Annotated in this window: 20 protein-coding genes; 1 reads left to right on the forward strand and 19 read right to left on the reverse strand. The window is 60.3% G+C overall.

Translation table 11 applies throughout. The features are described from left to right. The first annotated feature begins 41 nt into the window (after positions 1 to 41). The gene (locus CKW26_RS01420; RefSeq protein WP_095047212.1) at positions 42 to 938 is read left to right on the forward strand and encodes a LysR family transcriptional regulator; all 897 of its coding nucleotides are present in this window, start codon (positions 42 to 44) and stop codon (positions 936 to 938) included. A gap of 150 nt (positions 939 to 1088) precedes the next feature. On the opposite strand, the gene CKW26_RS01425 is transcribed toward CKW26_RS01420, so the two are convergent. The 19 genes from CKW26_RS01425 to CKW26_RS01515 form a co-directional block, all read right to left on the reverse strand. Continuing rightward, positions 1089 to 1481, reverse strand: a complete 393-nt coding sequence (locus tag CKW26_RS01425; protein ID WP_095047213.1) for a hypothetical protein — start codon at positions 1479 to 1481, stop codon at positions 1089 to 1091. Positions 1482 to 1814: 333 nt separating this feature from the next. Next, the gene (locus tag CKW26_RS30180) at positions 1815 to 2039 is read right to left on the reverse strand and encodes a hypothetical protein (protein WP_256579858.1); all 225 of its coding nucleotides are present in this window, start codon (positions 2037 to 2039) and stop codon (positions 1815 to 1817) included. 33 nt (positions 2040 to 2072) lie between these two features. After that, entirely contained in the window at positions 2073 to 2408 is a 336-nt protein-coding gene (locus tag CKW26_RS01435) for a hypothetical protein (RefSeq protein WP_095047214.1), read from the reverse strand. Positions 2409 to 2741: 333 nt separating this feature from the next. Next, the gene (locus CKW26_RS01440) at positions 2742 to 3179 is read right to left on the reverse strand and encodes an excinuclease (RefSeq protein WP_095047215.1); all 438 of its coding nucleotides are present in this window, start codon (positions 3177 to 3179) and stop codon (positions 2742 to 2744) included. Positions 3180 to 3330: 151 nt separating this feature from the next. Continuing rightward, positions 3331 to 4134 (reverse strand): hypothetical protein, encoded by an 804-nt coding sequence (locus CKW26_RS01445; protein WP_095047216.1) that lies wholly within the window; start codon positions 4132 to 4134, stop codon positions 3331 to 3333. A gap of 25 nt (positions 4135 to 4159) precedes the next feature. Next, a complete protein-coding gene (locus tag CKW26_RS01450; RefSeq protein WP_095047217.1) occupies positions 4160 to 5386 on the reverse strand; it encodes a beta-ketoacyl-ACP synthase in 1227 nt (408 codons plus the stop codon). After that, entirely contained in the window at positions 5386 to 6114 is a 729-nt protein-coding gene (gene fabG / locus CKW26_RS01455; RefSeq protein ID WP_095047218.1) for a 3-oxoacyl-ACP reductase FabG, read from the reverse strand. The genes CKW26_RS01450 and fabG overlap by 1 nt, the downstream gene beginning before the upstream one ends. After that, positions 6107 to 6571 carry a hotdog family protein gene (locus CKW26_RS01460; protein ID WP_095047219.1) on the reverse strand — a complete coding sequence of 155 codons (465 nt, stop codon included), beginning with the start codon at positions 6569 to 6571 and terminating at the stop codon, positions 6107 to 6109. The genes fabG and CKW26_RS01460 overlap by 8 nt, the downstream gene beginning before the upstream one ends. Further along, positions 6568 to 7764 carry a beta-ketoacyl-[acyl-carrier-protein] synthase family protein gene (locus tag CKW26_RS01465; RefSeq protein WP_095047220.1) on the reverse strand — a complete coding sequence of 399 codons (1197 nt, stop codon included), beginning with the start codon at positions 7762 to 7764 and terminating at the stop codon, positions 6568 to 6570. Before CKW26_RS01465 ends, CKW26_RS01460 begins: the two co-directional genes overlap by 4 nt. After that, complete coding sequence (locus CKW26_RS01470) at positions 7761 to 8228, reverse strand: hypothetical protein (RefSeq protein WP_095047221.1); 468 nt, start codon at positions 8226 to 8228, stop codon at positions 7761 to 7763. The genes CKW26_RS01465 and CKW26_RS01470 overlap by 4 nt, the downstream gene beginning before the upstream one ends. 140 nt (positions 8229 to 8368) lie before the next feature. Beyond that, positions 8369 to 9094: a class I SAM-dependent methyltransferase gene (locus CKW26_RS01475; protein ID WP_095047222.1), complete on the reverse strand. Its 726-nt coding sequence runs from the start codon at positions 9092 to 9094 to the stop codon at positions 8369 to 8371. Continuing rightward, complete coding sequence (locus tag CKW26_RS01480; RefSeq protein ID WP_095047223.1) at positions 9091 to 10338, reverse strand: NAD(P)/FAD-dependent oxidoreductase; 1248 nt, start codon at positions 10336 to 10338, stop codon at positions 9091 to 9093. Before CKW26_RS01480 ends, CKW26_RS01475 begins: the two co-directional genes overlap by 4 nt. Beyond that, a complete protein-coding gene (locus tag CKW26_RS01485; RefSeq protein WP_095047224.1) occupies positions 10325 to 11488 on the reverse strand; it encodes a sodium:proton antiporter in 1164 nt (387 codons plus the stop codon). The genes CKW26_RS01480 and CKW26_RS01485 overlap by 14 nt, the downstream gene beginning before the upstream one ends. Then, complete coding sequence (locus CKW26_RS01490) at positions 11485 to 13824, reverse strand: MMPL family transporter (protein WP_095047225.1); 2340 nt, start codon at positions 13822 to 13824, stop codon at positions 11485 to 11487. The genes CKW26_RS01485 and CKW26_RS01490 overlap by 4 nt, the downstream gene beginning before the upstream one ends. Next, positions 13808 to 14410 (reverse strand): outer membrane lipoprotein carrier protein LolA, encoded by a 603-nt coding sequence (locus tag CKW26_RS01495; RefSeq protein ID WP_095047226.1) that lies wholly within the window; start codon positions 14408 to 14410, stop codon positions 13808 to 13810. The genes CKW26_RS01490 and CKW26_RS01495 overlap by 17 nt, the downstream gene beginning before the upstream one ends. After that, positions 14407 to 14832 (reverse strand): thioesterase family protein, encoded by a 426-nt coding sequence (locus CKW26_RS01500; protein ID WP_095047227.1) that lies wholly within the window; start codon positions 14830 to 14832, stop codon positions 14407 to 14409. The genes CKW26_RS01495 and CKW26_RS01500 overlap by 4 nt, the downstream gene beginning before the upstream one ends. Then, positions 14825 to 16369 carry a histidine ammonia-lyase gene (hutH, locus tag CKW26_RS01505; RefSeq protein WP_095047228.1) on the reverse strand — a complete coding sequence of 515 codons (1545 nt, stop codon included), beginning with the start codon at positions 16367 to 16369 and terminating at the stop codon, positions 14825 to 14827. The genes CKW26_RS01500 and hutH overlap by 8 nt, the downstream gene beginning before the upstream one ends. Next, entirely contained in the window at positions 16350 to 17297 is a 948-nt protein-coding gene (locus tag CKW26_RS01510) for a glycosyl transferase (RefSeq protein WP_095047229.1), read from the reverse strand. The genes hutH and CKW26_RS01510 overlap by 20 nt, the downstream gene beginning before the upstream one ends. Next, a complete protein-coding gene (locus CKW26_RS01515; protein ID WP_095047230.1) occupies positions 17294 to 18028 on the reverse strand; it encodes a glycosyltransferase family 2 protein in 735 nt (244 codons plus the stop codon). The genes CKW26_RS01510 and CKW26_RS01515 overlap by 4 nt, the downstream gene beginning before the upstream one ends. Positions 18029 to 18070: the final 42 nt, after the last annotated feature.

The following is an 18070-nucleotide window of genomic DNA, read 5'->3' on the forward strand; positions in this document are numbered from 1 at the left end:
TTCGACCTGTTTGATAGCTTTAACGACCTAATGGGGTTTCCATGGAATTGCGTCATCTGCGCTACTTCATCGCCGTCGCCGAGGAACTGCACTTCGGCCGCGCGGCACAGGTGCTGGGGATTTCTCAGCCACCGCTGAGCCAGCAGATTCAAGCGTTGGAGCAAGAAGTGGGTGCGCGCCTGTTTGAGCGCACCAATCGGCGGGTCGAGCTGAGTGAGGCCGGGCGGCTGTTTCTCGAAGAGGCGCGGCTGGTCTTGGCGCAAGTGGATAAAGCGGCGGACGTCGCCCGACGCGCGCAACTGGGTGAACTGGGTGAGTTGAAGATTGGCTTCACCTCGTCGGCGCCGTTCAACTCAACCATTCCCCAGGCGATCTTTTCCTTTCGTCAGCGGTTTCCGGCGGTGCACCTCAATCTTCGCGAGATGAGTAGCACGCAGGTTGCCGAGGGCCTGGTGGACGAGTCGATCGAGGTCGGCATCATGCGCCCGCTGGGGTTGCCGGATTCGCTGAGTGTGGTTGAGTTGATGCGTGAGCCGTTGGTCGCCGTGCTCGGCTCCAAGCATCCACTGGCACGAGGCAGTGAAGAAGGACTGTTCCTCTCGGCGCTGGCGCTGGAGCCGTTCGTGTTCTTTCCGCGCAGCTACGGCAGTGGGCTGTATGCACAATTGCTGAGCCTGGCGCGCGATGCCGGGTTCAGCCCGCACTTCGCCCAAGAGGCGGGCGAGGCGATGACCATCATCGGTCTGGTCGCAGCGGGGCTCGGAGTTTCGGTGCTGCCGGCGTCCTATCAGCGGATGCGCATCGACGGCGTGGTTTATCGACCGTTGCTGGATCCGGAGGCGGTGTCGGCGGTGTGGCTGGTGCAGCGCAAGGATCAGAAATCGCCGATGGCCAAGGCGTTTGTCGAACTGCTTACTCGTAAGGTCGAGCCTTTTTGAGGGCTGATGGCCCTTCGCGAGCAGCCTTACACACATTTGATCGAAGTCACCTGTGGGAGCAAGCCTGCCCGCGAAGAAGCCCGAAGTAGAAGCCACATAAGTTGAGTGAGCCGACCAAGGTAACCTCACGAGAACCGCGAAAAAGATCTTTTATTGAACTACCCGATATTTATTAATAACTTTTAGGTTTATAAATATCCGGCACGTCATTGTGGTTGAATTGTGGGTGGTTATGACTTCCTTTTCAGTGTCAATAGTAGATGGGTGGGTGTCGCCAAAATGAAAGTCCTCGATATACTTGTCGAGAGATATCGGGGTCGAAGAGCCACTGGCGGTTACCTTGGCCGTCAATAAGTATTCGTTTATGAATGGGCGGTGAAGCATTTCAAAACGCGGATCCTGCTGCCGGGGTTTTACGTTGAAGATGTATGTTGCCTGTTCTTCAAATGTTTGATTGACGCTATTGGCGTCTTTAGTGGCTTGCACCATCAATGACACCAACATGTTCTTAAGTTCTGCTTCGTCTTCTATGGTTTTGGTCATTTAACTGAACTCCAGTAGGTTTTGGCAAAATAAGATATCTTTCTCTGGGGGTAGTGCATGAGTTCTCGAAGAGCGAAGATAAAACAGTTCGATTCCCTTCGCACCTGTCAACCTTGACAGGTTTTAAGAATATATTTTTTGTTGCTGTGCGCTTTTTGGTTGATTTTTATATAAGGATTGCTTTTATCAGCAGATGAATGATTAACGTATATGTACTGCGGCAGTATCAATCGGTCCGGTCAATCGCTTCAAAAAGCCCTTGCGCATATCCTGGTCGTAATAACTGACGATATTGACCACCGCATTCGCTTCGACCCGCTTGGCGTCGGCTTGCTACTTGATCAGATGCGACTGCAACACCCACTCGCAGGAATAGTGGTCGCTCTTGTTGAAGCCGTTGGTCGTCAAATCACTGACCACCCATCGGCGCAACAACTGCTGCGTCCTCTTGGTTTCTCCTGTGGACAAGGTTAAGGTGTTGAACATGGTTAAGTTGGTATGAAAACCAATCGCATGGGGCTGCCGGCTTATAAGCGTCGGCGGCTTTTCGTCGCGCACATTGAAATGCTTTTAACTCGAGATAGAGTGGATTTAAAGACCCTCATTCATATGTTTGACAACGTCCGAAATCACGATCGTGCAATTGTGAGTCATTCCATTTTCCGTTTCTGTAATATATCCGGTATAATTTTGATCTTTCTGTGCACCATGTAAGAAGTCGTAAAGCTTGGAAACGTAGTCGTCAATGGATTGTCCACCTGATTCGATTTTCCATCCTGCGGAAACTGAAACCTTCATACGCCAGCTCCCATATTCAATTTTTTCGTGTGTTAGGTTGCGAATAGCATCTCGATCTCGACTTTCTTTTGTCACTTCTTTTAATGAGGTGGTTAAAAGGTTTTTCATGTTGGCGTCGTAATCTGTCATGACTGTTTCCTTTTCAATTGAAATGAAATTTTGTTCTTGCAGGTGCATCAGCATTTGATGCTGTAGGAAGCATGCGTAGTATTGATGGTTTTCGCACCTGTCATAACTGACAGTCTGTTAGATTTTTTGGTTATGGTTTTAAGCTTCGAGTGTTGTTTTTTTGGTATATAAATGTTGTCTGATCAGCAGCCGTAATTAGGCCGGTTCAGCCATATAAGAAGATAAGAAAGTAGGTTTGTCCGTCATAACGGAGCCAGATAGCTTTCAAAATGACAAGCTAAAAATTTTGTGAGAACGCGCAGGATGATTTCTGTCGCCGTTTCTACTATTCAATCAATCCACATGTATCAGATCGCCCCGCAAAGCCACCCGCGTGACGAAAATCCCCGCCCGGCACTCGTAGGTATTCAAATCCTTGCGCACATGCTGGTCGTAATAACTGACGATATTGACCACCGCATTCGCCCCGACCCGTTTGGCATCGGCCTGCAACTTGATCAGATTCGACTGCAACACCCACTCGCAGGAATCGTGATCACTCTTGTTGAATCCGTTGGTCTTCAAATCACTGACCACCCCGCTGCGCAACAACTGCTGAGTCCCCTGCGGCCCATTGCCGAGCAGATAGAACTTCACACTGCCATCCAGCCGTCCGGCGCGAATCGCGTCCGACAGCACGGTTTCGAAGGGCATGTACATCAGGTTGGTGGCGTGGCTGGCGCTGGGCAGTAGCGCGAAAAGCGCAGCGGCGATCAGGGCTTTCACTTGCATGGTCATCTCCTTGACTGTGAAAGAGAACCGCGAGTGCAGGGCTGATAGGCTCGCCGTTCCATCAGGCGCGGTGCGACGGCCTGTCCGGACGAGTGTAGAGCTGAAATGAGCAGGGCGCCGAATGGCGCCCTTTGTCGTTTCTGCAATCCCATCAATCCACGTGCGCCAAGTCCCCGCGCAGCGCCACGCTCGACACCACCAGCCCGGCACGGCACTGGAATTTTTCGGTGTCTTTGTACAGGTCGCGCTGGTCGACGCTGGCGATGTTGATCACCGCGTTGGCGTCGGCTTTTTTTGCGGCGTTCTGCAGAGTCGCCAGGGCCGATTGCAGGGCCCAGAAGCAGGCGTCTTCGTTGGATTTGTTCGAGCCGTTGGTTTTGCGGCTGCTGCTCACGGTGTCGAGTTTACGCACCTGTTTTGGCAGCGTTTCACCGGCCAGGTAGAACTTCACGCTGCCGTCGAGCAGGCCGGCGTCGGTGGCGCGTTTGACGCCTTCGCGGAAGCTCAGGTAGGTCGGCTCGTCGGCGCCTTGTTTGACGATGCCCAGGTCGTTGACGAACTCGATGTCCGGGTTGATCGACAGCTCTTTGAGCACGTTGTCGCGCAGGCGGTTGACCCAGCGGTTGTAGTTGCCGTGGATCTTGCCGTCCTTGGCATCGAGGCCGTAGCTGCTGCGGTAGTCGATTTCGAACGAAGTCGGGGTGAACGGAATATCGACTTCGGCGTGATGGCGACCGCGTACGGTGATCGCCGCTTTGATCATGCCCGGACGTACCGATTGCACGACCCACTGGCGATCGTTCAGCGCAGTGACGATGGCGCGGCTCATCTGTTGCTGGGTGAAACCGAGGTTGGGCGAGAACTCTTCCTTGGCGTTGTAAACCGGTTTGCTGGTGCAACCGCCGAGCACAAAAGCCAGTGCCAACAGAGCGGCGATGCGGTGAAACTGAGTCATTCCCTTCACTCCAAACGTGTTGCGGTCAGTGCCAGCGGCGGAAAATCAACGAGGTGTTGACGCCACCAAAAGCGAAATTGTTGTTCATCACGTAGTCGTGATGCATCTGGCGGAACTCACCGCGCAGGTAATCGAGTTTGCCGCAGTGCGGATCGACCTCGTCGAGGTTGAACGTGTGCACGTACAGGTCGCGGTTCATCATCTCGATGCTGAACCACGACTCCAGCGCGCCGCAGGCGCCAAGGGTGTGGCCGAGGAAACTCTTCTGCGAGCTGATCGGCATGCGTTCGCCAAACAAACTGCTGGTCGCCAGCGTTTCGGCAATGTCGCCCTGTTCTGTAGCGGTGCCGTGGCCATTTACATAACCGATGGCCTCCGGCGTCAGGCCGGCGTCTTCCAGCGCCAGTTCCATGGCACGGCGCATGGTCACTTGTTCCGGGCGTGTGGTGTGCTGGCCGTCGGCGTTGCTGCCGAAACCGACAATCTCGGCGTGGATGTGCGCACCACGCGCCAAAGCATGTTCCAGCTCTTCAAGCACCAGCATGCCGCCACCTTCACCGATCACCAGGCCATCGCGGCCCTTGTCGTACGGGCGTGGACTGGTCTGTGGCGCCTCGTTTTTCAGGCTGGTAGCGTAGAGCGCGTCGAAGACCATGGCTTCGGTCGGGCACAGCTCCTCGGCGCCACCGGCGAGCATCAACGGCAGGCGGCCGAACTTGATCGCCTCGTAGGCGTAACCGATGCCCTGGCTGCCGCTGGTGCAGGCGCTGGACGTCGGGATCAGCCGCCCGGTGAGACCAAAGAAGATGCTGATGTTGGCGGCGGTAGTGTGCGGCATCATCCGCACGTAGGAGTTGGCGTTGAGGCCTTCGGCCACCGAGTTGAGCAGCATGTTGCCGAACGCTTTGATCTCGTCGGTGCTGCCGGTGGACGAACCACAAGCGACGCCCATGCGCCCATCCTTGATCGATTCATTGCCGAGCAGACCGGCGTCAGCCAGCGCTTTTTCTGCTGCGCCGACCGCCAGTCGCGACACCCGGCCCATGCTGCGCAATTGCTTGCGCGTCCAGTGCGCAGGCACTGCAAAGTCATCGATCGGCCCGGCCAGGCGCGTGTTGAGTTCGCTGAAACGATCCCACTCGGCCATGCGGCGGATGCCGCTGCGGTTAGCCGCGAAGTTGCCGGCGATGGTCTCCCAATCGCTGCCCAGCGAAGTGATGCCGGCCATGCCGGTGACGACGACGCGCTTCATCAGCACAAGCCTCCGTTGACCGCCAGAACCTGGCGGGTGATGTACGAGGCTTCCGCCGACATCAGGAAATTCACCGCACTGGCGACCTCTTCCGGGGTGCCCATGCGTTGCGCGGGGATCATCTTCATCAACTCTTCCACCGGCACGTTTTCATCCAGCATCGCCGTGTCGATCAGGCCCGGTGCGACGCAGTTAACGGTGATTTTGCGCTTGCCCAGCTCGATCGCCAACGCCTTTGCCGCGCCAATCACGCCGGCCTTGGAGGCGCTGTAGTTGACCTGGCCACGGTTGCCGATTAGCCCCGACACCGAGGTGATGCAGACAATGCGACCAGCGGCACGGCGGCGGATCATCGGCATCATCACCGGGTGCAGGACGTTGTAGAAACCGTCAAGGTTAGTGCGCAACACCACGTCCCAATCGTCGTCACTCAGAGCTGGAAATGCGCCATCGCGGGTGAGCCCAGCATTCAACACCACGCCGTAATAGGCGCCGTGGCTTTCGACGTCGGCTTCCAGAATGGTTTTGCAGGTTTCGCGATCGGCAACGTCGAATTGCAGGATGCGCGCCTTGCGCCCCAGTGCTTCGATTTCTGCCTGAACGCCTTGCGCTTCGGCTACGCCGCTGCGGCAGTGCAGGACGATGTCGTACCCGGCCTTTGCGAGGCGCAAGGCAATGGCGCGGCCGATGCCACGGCTGGAGCCGGTGACCAGTACGGATTCAGTCATCGTTCGACTCCTGTGTCTGTTGCAGATATTGATTGACCTGAGGCGGACGGAACACGTTCAGGCGCGCGCTGGCGTGAATGCCGGCGCCGTTGATATGGCATTCGAAGACGCCCATGCCGTTTTCATCTTCCAGCGAACGCAGACCATGGATGGTCAGTTCGCTGCCGGCGGGAAACGCTTCGACGTTGCACTCGAACTTGCGCGTACCGAGCAGAAAGCCCAGCTCCACCGGATTGCCTTTCTGCCGCGCGTGGCAACCGGCAAATGCGGCGACGCTCTGCGCCATCAGTTCGATGCCGACCCAGGCCGGCAGGCTGCCGTCGGGCAGGTTGAACAGGCCATCAGGCTGGACCGTCAGACGGGTGTAGATCTGCTCCTCGTCAAAGCTTGAGATGCTGTCGATCAGAATCATGTCGCCCGCATGGGGCAGCAGTTCGGCGAGCGGCCAGGGGATCATGGGGCGTCTCCGATAATCAGGCTGACGTTGTTGCCGCCGAAGGCAAACGAGTTGCTCATCAGGTAGCGGGGTGCAATGGACGTCAGGCGCTCGCTCGCGGTCACCCACTTCAGCGGTGGCAGCGCGGGATCGGCCTGAGCGTCCCAGACGTGCGGCGGCAAGGCGTGATCGGGGTTGTTGGCGCTCAGGCTCAGCCAGCAGAACGCCGCTTCCAGAGCACCGGCCGCGCCAAGGGTGTGGCCGGTCATCGGTTTGGTCGACGAGCACGCGACGCCTTCGGGAAACAGCGCGGCAACCGCCAGGCTTTCCATGGCGTCGTTGTGTTGGGTAGCGGTGCCGTGCAGGTTCAGGTAGTTGATCTGCGCTGCTTGCAGATGAGCGCGGCTCAAGGCTTTCTGCATCGCTTGCAGGGCGCCGCGCCCGGTCGGTTCAGGGGCAGAAATATGATGGGCGTCGGAGCTGGCGCCGGCGCCGAGCAAGGCAATGGCCGGGCCTTTGCCCTGTTGTTTGCTCATGACAAACAGCACCGCCGCTTCGCCGATATTGATGCCGCTGCGGTTGGCCGAGAACGGATTGCAGCGCTCGTCGGACATCGCTTCGAGTGACGAGAAACCGTTGAGGGTCAGTTTGCACAGGCTGTCGACGCCGCCGCACAGCACCGCGTCGCACAGGCCCAGATCAAGCAAACGCTGAGCGCTCATCAGTGCCCGGGCGCTAGAGGTGCACGCCGTGGAAATCACATAGGCCGGGCCGCTCAGTTGCAGCCAGTCGGCGAGGAAATTGGCCGGGGCGCCGAGTTCCTGTTGACGATAATCGTATTCTGCCGGGAACTGCTGCTCGCGGATGTAGTGCGCCAGACCTCGGCTGGCCTCGTCGATGCCCGAAGTGCTGGTGCCGAGGACCACTCCGATGCGCTCACGGCCGAAGGTCTGGATCGCTTGATCGATGTCATCGCGAATCTGCAACGCCGCTTCCAGCAGCAGCTGATTGTTACGGCTGCGCTGATCGGCGAGTTCTGCCGGGATCGGCGCCAGTTCGCCCTGGACGGCCGCGACGGGCAACTCACGCTCCGCCACCCAGCCGGACTCGCGGCGCATGCCCGAGCAGTCGCCGGCGAACAGGTTGCGCGCGACGGCTTGTTTGTCGCGGCCCAGCGCGCAGATCACGCCGAGGGCATTCAGGTAAGCGGTCATGGCGTCGGTTCACCCAACGGAGAAACGCGGTAGTGCGGGCCTTGAGGCAGGTTCAATTCGAAGCTCAACGGTTGTGAATAACGGATATCCCAGCGCGCCGGCAGGGCGCGTTGCTGGCCCTGTTGCAGTGCGGTGGGGTAATTGCGCAGCAGCTCGCCGGACGGGGTCAGGGCGAACAACAGCGCGGCAAACAGTTCTCGGGCTTCGGGGTTCGGCGGCAGCAGCCCATCGGCCTGCCAATGGCCGTCGATCAGTTGCTGCCGCGCTTGGGGAATGCCCAGCGGGTCCATCATCGACCAGCGAATGCCCGGGCCTTCGCGCTGGATCACCAGCAGCCAGTCCTGGCGTTGTTCGGCTTGTTGGCGTTCGATGTGCAGTTGCAGCGGCAGCGGGAGTGTTGGATTGCCCGCCGGCAACGGCGCCTGGCTGGCGCAGGCACTCAGGAGGACAAATACCACCAACATTAGCCACGCCACAAACCTTGTGGGAGCTGGCTTGCCAGCGATGGCGTCGGCACATCGAGCATTTTTGTTGACTGACACACCGCTATCGCTGGCAAGCCAGCTCCCACAGGGTTTCGGGTGTGCAGGTCGATAGCTTTGCATCAGAAAGTACCTTGCAGCGGCTTGCGCGCTACCACGTTGACCAGCGTTTCCTCACGCTGCCCGAACGGCTTGGGTTTGCGTAAGCCAAACCGCTCCAGCAAACCGAAATCCTTCGACCGGCTCCACCACAGATACGGGTACGAGACATTCTTCCCGGCAAACTCGAAACCCTGCCCACGAATCATCTGCAGATACTGCGCCGCACTCTTTTGCACGTGCATCGGATGACGGAACAACCAGCGGATCACCCACGTATCAATGTAAGCCTCGGTGGATTCGGCGAACAGCAGATAGCCACCCGGTTTCAGCACTCGATAAAACTCGGCGAGGGCTTTTTCCTGCTCGACCAGATGATGAAAAGTCTGATGGCAGAACAGCAGATCAACACTGGCGTCCGGCACATTGAGCGTCGCGCAATCACTGCCGATCAGTTCTACATCGAGGCCCAGACGCGTCGCTTCTTCAGCGCTCAACTCCAGGCTGTGCGGATCGGCATCAACACCGATCAAACGCTGTGGCGCAAAGGTCTGGCGCAGATGAGCGAACGACTTGCCCTGGCCACAACCGGCGTCCAGCAGTACCGGGTTCTGCGGCAGTGCTTCACTGAACAAACCGCGCAAATCATTGATCGCCACCCGCAACACATGGTGCTGCCAGGTGTGGCTGCGCAGGAACCAGAAACCGAAGCGGGTTTCCTCGACGTAGCTGTCGCTCAAGTAGTTCATGTGGCGTCCTTTGCACAGAGTTCGGAAATCATCTTCAAGCGGCGGCGGGCTTCGCTGACGAACGGGTTGCGTTCATCCCAGGCGTAGCCGGCGAGGATCGAACAGATCATCCGACGGATTTCCGCCTGGCTGTCTTCATAAAAAATCACGTCCTGAAAGGTGCCGGCGTACCAGCCCTCGACGTAGCAGCGGAAGGTGTCGACGCCGCGCTTGAGCGGCTCGGCGAATTCGCTTTGCCAGTCGACGGTTTCGCCCTGCAACTGACGGTGCAAAACCGCTGCCGCCATGCTCGCCGAGCGCATGGCGATGGTCACGCCGGAGGAGAACACCGGGTCGAGAAATTCTGCCGCGTTGCCGAGCAAGGCGAAGCCCGGCCCGTGCAGGGATTTCACATTGGCGGCGTAACCGCCGAGCGTGCGTGCGGGGGTGTCCCACACAGCATTGTTCAGAACGCCGGCAAGGCTCGGGGTTTCGGCGATGAAGCTGCGCAGACAGGCATCCAGATCGTTGTCGCGACCCTTGAAATGTTCCTCGGCGGCGACCACGCCCACCGAACAGCGTCCATTACTGAACGGGATCGTCCAGAACCAGACATCGCGATGCTCTGGATGGGTGGTGACGAGGATTTTTTCGCGGTCGAACGCCGGGTTGTCGATGTGATCTTCGACGTGGGTGAACACCGCTTGGCGCACCGGGAAGTTCGACGGCGCTTCCAGATCCAGCAGCCGCGACAACACGCGGCCGTAGCCGCTGGCATCAAGGACGAAATCCGCTTCGACGCGATAGTCGCTGCCGTCCTCACGGCGCACGTCGAGGTGCGGTTTCGTCCGGTCGAAATCGACGCTGACGATGGCATCGCCGTAGCGGATTTCCGCGCCTTGCAGCGCCGCTTGATCGGCCAGCAGTTTGTCGAAATCGGCGCGTTGCACCTGAAACGTGGTCGGTTTGCCGCCGGTAAAGGTGTCACCGAAATCGAAGGCGCTGTAACGCTCGCCCCAGGCGAATGCGGCGCCGGTCTTGCGCTGGAATCCGGCGGCATTGACGGCGTCGAGCATGCCGGCTTCTTCGACGAAATCCAGGCAATGGCTGAGCAGGCTTTCACCGATCGAAAAGCGCGGAAAATGCTGGCGCTCGATCACCAGCACATCGTGGCCCTTGCGCTTGAGCAACGCCGCAGCGATGGCGCCGGAGGGACCGGCGCCGATGATCACGACCTGACGGGATTCCATTTCAACGATTGGCACGTGAGCTCCGGGGTAAAGGATGTTGCAGATTCAATGGCGCGCGATGCAGGCCGATCAGGGCCGGTAGCAGCGTCGCGATCAGGCCCATCAGCATCAGCGCGAAGTACAGCGCCGGGGTGATGAGCTGTTGTTGCAACAACAAATTGAGAAAGACGATTTCGCTCAGGCCGCGAATATTCAGCAGCACACTTTCGCGCCAGCGGCTGGCGCCTTCGAACGAGGCGCCGGCCCAGCCGAGGCCGAGCCAGTTGCCGAGCAGTTTACTGGCAATCGGCAACAGCAACAGCGCCGCCCATTGCAGCGGACCAAGGCTTGCGAGGGCACTGTGCACGTCGATCTGGACGATGCCGAACGTCAGGATCAGCGGGATCGCCAGCCACGTCTGCAAACGGCTCATCCAGCGCGCCGGCAATGGCAGCACCAGCGGCACTTTCAGCGCGGCCATGCATAGCAGGTAGCCGATGCCGAAGATCAGTGCGTTGAGTTTGTAGTGCTCGGCCATTACCAACAGCGCAAAGAAACCGAGGCTGTAGGTCAGCGGTCGACGCGCACGCAACAGATGCAACAGCAACGGCACAAGGGCGAGAGCCAGCGGCAGCAGCAGACTGCTCAGATGCAGACTGCCCTGGGCGAGGCCGAACAGCGTCCAGCAGGTCAGATCGATGAGGATCGCGGTCTGCACCAACCGGCGAGTGGCGGCGGGCGGATAATCGATGTGGCGCAGATACAGGTACAGCACCGGGATCGCGGTAATCGCGAACACCAGGCCGATGGTCAGCGAGTTGAGCCACGGTTGCGCCGGCAGCAGCCAATAGGCAGCGGCCAGGCCACAGGCAAACGGCACGAGGAAACTCGGCACAGCGATTTTCACGCTCTGGCGATCGAGTTTCAGATCGATCACATCACTGAGGATATGCCCGAGCAGCAGGGCAAAACTCAGGCTGTAGAGGTTTTTCAGCCAGTCAGGCGCAATCAGTTGCGCGCCACTGAGCTGCCAGCCCGGCTCGATCCAGAAGTACATCAGCAGCGGCAAGCCGAAGCTCGCCAGCAGCAACTGACTGACAATCGGAATCAGACCGAAGTGGCGCCCGATGCGAGTGGCCACGGCGAACAACGCCAGGGCCATGAACCAGAAGGCGACGACCATCATGCTGCCGGCTCCACGACTGTCGCGGTGTGTTCGTGACGCCCCGCCCACGGTGCGAGCATGAAGCTGAACGCCAGACCGAGGCTCACCGACAGACCGAAGTTGCTCACCGCCGGCGTGCTGGAAACCGCCAGCAAACCGAACGACAGCCACGTCGTCACAGCCGCCAGCAGGGTGCCGAGCAGGCTCACCGCCGCGCCGCCGACTTGTTCACGCATGAGAATCGCGTAATCAACGCTGATCGCCGTCACTAGCAGCAAGCCGAACAGGCTAAACAGGGTCAGCGGCTGACCAAGCCAGCCAAGGCTGGCCAGGCTGCACAGCGCAGCGAGCAGAGGCAGGGCGACAATGCGCAGCGCGCCGCCGAGACCAAAGGGCAGCATCAGCACCAGCACGATCAGTGCGCAGGAGGCGAGTTTCAGTTCTGCGGCGCTGATTTGCGTCGCCGCAAAGACTTCATTCAACTCACCGAGGCGATCGACCAGCGTCACCCCCGGCAAATCCAGCGCCTGCACGCGCAACAGTGCCGGGTTGTTCAGGCCTTGCAGACTGGTCATTGCCGCTACGCCGTCTTCGCTGGGGCCAAGCCAGAGCGTGCGATAAGGCTCACCAAGGGGACCGGCCAGTGCCGCGTCGATGTCTTCGGCGGGCACGGCCTGCAATTGCTGTAGTTCGGTTTGCAGCACGGCGAGCGGTACGCCGAGGTCGAGCAGTGGCTGCCAGTATTGCGGCAGTTTGTTCAGTGCCTGACGTACCTGTTCTTGCTGGTTCGGTGGGCTGACCAGTCGATCGAGGGCCAGATAGCCTTGCAGCTTGTCGAGGTTGACCAGTTGCTCCAGACGCTCGCTCAGCGCGGCCTGACGCTCGAGCAATTGCTGCTGATTGTCGGCGCGCACGAGGAAAAACTGGCTGGTCGGCTGATAGCCGGTGATGCGCGCGATGGCCTGCGCTTCGTCGGTCAGATGTTGTGGTGCGCCGACCCATTGGCGGATGTCATTCTTGCTTTGCAGCTGCACCAGACCGCCCACACAGAAGGCGATCAGTAGTGCCAGCAACACCGGCGTGCGTACGCGTTCGAGGAGTTTTTCGCGCAGGTTGACCATGCGCTCGGCCAGATGCAGCGGCCATTGCGCGGGGCGTAGTTCGACGTTTTTCAGCAACGCCGGCAACAGGCACACCGCCGACAAATAGGCGCCGAGCAAGCCAGCGGCGGAGAACACCGCGATTTGCGTCAACGCCGGGAACGGCGTCCACGCCAGTGCCAGATAACCGATGGCGCTGGTGATCAGGCTCAGGGTCAGCCCGGACAGCGTCAAACGCAACGCCGGCCAACTGCGCCAAGGCTTCAGGCTCCAACTCTTCGACAAATAGTGCAGCGGATAATCCACGGCCACGCCGATCAGGCTGGAGCCGAGCACCAGCGTCATCACATGCATGTGGCCGAACAGCGCCACACACGCCACCGCACCGAACAACATGCCGACCAGCACCGGCACGAACGCCAGCAACACGCGCCAGCGGCGGAAAGCGAGCAACAGCAGCAAGAGAATGCCGACCGTCGCACCACCACCGACCCAGGTCATTTCGCGCGTGGCTTGCTGCTGACCATTGGCCGCGTAGAGCAAGCCGCTGGCGGCCAGCAATTGCACGTCGGATTTCGCCGCCTGCTCGCGGCTGGCTTGCAGCAATGCCGCGACTTGCAGCGGCAGGTCCATGTCGAAAGCATTGCCGGTGGTGCGTGCACGCAGCAGCACCCAGCTCTTGCCGTCCGCATCGGCAATCAACGCGCCGCTGCCGATGTCCAGTTGCACCGAACCGTGCTGCGGCTGGCTGTTCTGAATGCGCCCGGTCAGGCCCAGCCAGTCATCCTGACTCGGCACCAGACTGAAACCGCTGAACGGATCGAACAGGGCCTGCACGCGTTGTTGAATGAATGCGTCTGGGTGTTCGATCAGCAGTTGCCGGTCATCCGCCGAGAGCATCGCCAGTCGCCCTTGCAGCAGTTGTGTGCGCAGCGCTGGCAGGTCTGCTTGCAGGTTCCACTGCACCTTTTCGAACAACCCGCTGGCCTGCCATTGCTCGCCCAGCGTCTGCGCCATGGCCACCGCTAGCTGGCGGTCGGCGTGGCCGACCAGCACCAGCATTTCGCGATTGAGCGGTTCCTGCATACGCTGCTCGGCGCGCTGTTCGAGGGCGTCGGGGTGGGTGCCGGGCACCAGTTCCATCAGGTTCGCCGACAATGGCGCACCGTCACGCCACTGCCAACCGGCCAGAGCGACGACCGCCAGCAGCAGAATCAGAAACAGCCAGGGCAGCCTGCGTTCACTCGGCAAAGTCATGTTGCTCCGCGTCGTTCAACGGTTGCCCGGCGGTGCTGTCCTGCATGCGCAGCACCGTGCTGTCGCCCTGGGTTTCCAGCAGTTCGATGGTCTGCACCAGCGTGCCGCCGTCGATATTGATCTGGTTGAATACTTGCTTGAGCAGCAGCGAGCGCGGGGTCAGCGTGAGTTTCCACTGCTGTGCGTCGCCGCTCAGGGCCAGTTCGAAGTCGCGTTGCAGGCCGCTGCTGTCGCCTTGCAGCACGGCGAGGAACAAGCGGTTCTGCTCGGCCCCGGCGCTCTTGTTCGGCAGCAGTTGCCAGCCGTTGCCGTCACGCCGGGCGATGCCCTTGGCGGTGATGCGGTAGTCCTGTTGCAGCGGGGTCTTCAGCAGCCAGAGCAGGCCGTGGTTTTTCGCCAGAACAAAACTGCCCTTGCTGATCAGCGGCTGCGGTAATGCACGCAGGTGTTTTTCCTGAATGAACTGACCGTGGATCACGTCCGGTTTCGCCAGTTGCTCGCTCAGTTGTTGCAGGTCGAAGGCGTTGGCCAGAGAGGACATCACCAGCAGCGCCAGTACACTCAAGCCTTTAACAAAAACATTCATCGCAGCATCCTTTCCACGGCATCGGTGAAGACCTTCGGTGAAGCCAGTTGCATCTCGCGGCTGCTCACTTCGACGGCAACCTGCACCGAGCTGGCACGGGTGAGGCGTTCGCCGCTGTGCAGGTCGGTGATCAGGTAATTGATCTTCAGACGGTTTTCCCATTCGACCAGACTGGCGCGCACATTCAGGCGCTGACCGAACACCGCGCCGCGCACATAGCGCAGTTGCAGGTCGATGATCGGCCAGGCATAACCGGCCTCGACCATGTGCGTGTAGTTGTGGCCGATCTTGTCCAGCAGCGCGCAACGCGCCACTTCCAGATACTTGACGTAATGGCCGTGCCAGACGACGTGCATGGTATCGACGTCGAAAAACGGCACGAGGATTTCGGTGTCGGCGTGAAGCACTCCGGCGCTACGCATGCAGCCTCCAGTGTTGCGCAGCGATGCGTTGCAGGCACAGGCGCAATTCGGCTTCCAAGGCGCGGTCTTCGATCACCGGCGGGAAGTCCTTGGCCAGTTCTGCGTGCATCGCCGCCAGCGATGGCGGCAACGGCCGGGCATCTTCGGCTTGAGCACGCAGCCACACGCCCTGGTTGGCGGCGAGCAATGTCGCGGCAGCGACCTGTTCGGTCAGCTCCAGCACGCGGATCGCATCGCGAGCAGCGATGGTGCCCATGCTGACTTTGTCCTGGTTATGGCACTCGGTGGAGCGCGAGAACACGCTGGCCGGCATGGTGTTTTTCAGCGCTTCGGCGGTCCACGCGCTGGTGCCGATCTGCACGGCTTTGAAGCCATGGTTGATCATCGCTCGATCCGCCGGAGCACCGGAGAGGTTGCTTGGCAGACCGTGGTTGTAACGCTCGTCGACCAGCAGCGCGAGCTGGCGGTCCAGCAGGTCAGCGACGTTGGCCACGAGGTTTTTCAGGCTGTCCATGGCGAACGCGATGTGGCCGCCGTAGAAGTGCCCGCCGTGCAAAACGCGCTCGGCTTCGGCGTCGATAATCGGGTTGTCGTTGGCGCTGTTCAGCTCGGTTTCGATGAACGAACGCAGCCAGTTCAGGCTGTCGGCCAACACGCCGAGCACGTGCGGTGCGCAGCGCAGCGAATAGCGATCCTGCAGGCGATGCAGCGGTGCGGTCGGCGCGTCGATGGCCAGATCCTTGCGCAGCCACGCGGCGACCTGCATTTGCCCTGGATGTGGTTTGGCGGCGAACAGACGTTCGTCGAAGTGCTCCGGATTGCCTTGCAGCGCGACCACATTGAGCGCGGTGATGCGCGTGGCCAGTTGCAACAGATAGTCGGCACGGGCGAAAGCGAGGCAGGCGAGACCGGTCATTACGGCGGTGCCGTTCATCAGCGCCAGCGCTTCTTTCGGGCGCAGTACCAGCGGTGTCCAGCCGAGTTCACGATGCACATCGGCAGACTGGCGACGTTCGCTACGGAACATTACTTCACGTTCACCGGACAGCGTTGCAGCGACGTAGGACAGCGGCGTCAGATCACCGCTGGCGCCGACCGAGCCTTCTTCAGGGATCAGCGGCAGGATGTCGTATTCGAGGAACGCGTGCAGACGCTCCAGCAACTCCACGCGCACCCCGGAGACGCCATGGCACAACGACTGCAAACGCGCCGCCAACACCGCGCGGGTGGCTTGCGCGTCGAGCAGTTTACCCAGCCCGCAACCGTGGAAGGTGTAGAGGTGACGCGGCAGGGCCTCTACGTGATGCAGCGGCACCGCGACCACGCAGGAATCGCCGTAACCGGTGGTCACGCCGTAGATCACGCCTTCCTTGTCCAGCAGCGAATCGAGGAACCGCGCGCCCTTGGCGATGCGCTCGCGATAGTCGGCGTCGCTCTGCAATTGCACGGGCGCCTGACGGTTGGCCAGGGCCAGCACGTCTTCGATGCGCAAAGGGCGTTCGCCGAAGGTTACCGGCTCATGGGTTGGCGTCGTCATCGGTCTTCCAGAAAGGGTAAAAGTTGAACCATTGTTGCGGCGCTTCGAGGCAATAGTGACTCAGGCGCTGCGCATAGCGGGTGGCCCACTGATGAATGACCTGCTCGCGCTCGCTGCGCTTCCACACCACGGCATCGGCGAAGGGCTCGAGAGTCAGGCGATAGTGGCCGTCCGGTTGCTTGAGGCACATCAACAGGTTGACCGGGCATTTGAGCAGGCCGGCGAGCAGCCACGGCCCTTGCGGGAACGGCGCCGGATGGCCGAGGAAATCGACGGTCACACTGCGCCCGCCATGCAGCGGCACGCGGTCGCCGGCAATCGCCAGCCACTCACCGCGCTCCAGGCGTTCGTGCAGTTGCAGCATGATCACCGGGTCGAGTTCGCTGACCTGAATCAGGCGCAGATTGGTCGCCCCGGCCTCGCCCAGCAAACGGTTGAATTGCTCGGCGTGCTTGGTGTGTACCAGCACGTTCATGGTGACCTTTTCGCCGATCTCCGCCAGTGCGCGACAGACTTCCAGATTGCCCAGGTGCGCGCCGACCAGCAGTTGTCCGCGACTGCCGCGCAGCTGATTGCGCAGCAGCGCCGGGTCGATGATTTCGATTTGTTCGATACGCAGTTTGCCGTTCCACACGTCGAGCTTGTCGAGCATCGAATCGGCGAATGCCATGAACTGGCCGAACACCCGCCAATGCGTCGGGCGCAACACGTCGCGCTGACTCCATGCGGCCAGGCGTTGCTGGTATTGCCAGGCGCTGTGTCGCGCGGTGCGGCCAAACAGGAAGAAGTACAGGACGATGCCGTACAGCAACGGGCTGAGCAGGCGTCGGCCCAGGACCTTGGCGGCGAACGCGGTGAATTTCATCAGCAGGAAGCTGCCGCGCTCTTCGCGGTCAGCCCAGTGCTTTTTGTCGGCTTCGCCGGTCATGTTCGCCACCGCCGCCAGAGGATCACCGGGAAGCGCAGCAACATGCCGAGAAACAGCCGTGTGTGCATGCTGGAAATCAGTGCGTTGTCATGGAACAGACGGAAGTGCGACACACCGTCCAGCGGATAATGCACGCTGGTTTGCAGCCAGCGCATCGGCTGATTACGCCACGACAGGCGCACGAGAATGTCCGAGTCGAAATCCATGCGCTTGCCGACTTTCGCCGAATCAATCACCGCCAGCGTCGGGGCGAGCGGATAGACACGGAAACCACACATTGAATCGCGGATCTGCAGCGACAGCGTGTTGATCCAGACCATCACGTGGGTCAGGTAGCGCGCGTACAAACGACCTTTCGGCACGCTCTCGTCGAACAGCGGATAACCGCAGATCATCGCCTCGGGATGGGCACGGGACTCGGCGACAAAACGCTCCACATCGTGCAAGTCGTGCTGGCCGTCGGCATCAACCTGTAGCGCATGGCTGAAGCCCAACAGCGAGGCTTCGCGCAAACCGGTCATTACCGCGCCGCCCTTGCCCTGATTCGCGGTCAGGCGTACCAGATGCACGTTGTCGCGCTCGGCCAGTGCGTCGAGCACTCTGGCACAAGAGAGCGTGCTGGCGTCGTCCACCAGAATGCACGGCAGGCCTTGCGCGAGCAGGGCGTCGACCACCGTGGTGATCGCGGTTTCGTGGTTATAAACCGGGATCACGGCGCAAGGGTTATGCATACGTTTTCTCCACTGGAAGACCGCGATCCCTGTAGGAGTGAG

The sequence above is a fragment of the Pseudomonas sp. Irchel s3h9 genome (assembly GCF_900187475.1).
GTDB classification, from domain to species: domain Bacteria; phylum Pseudomonadota; class Gammaproteobacteria; order Pseudomonadales; family Pseudomonadaceae; genus Aquipseudomonas; species Aquipseudomonas neuropathica.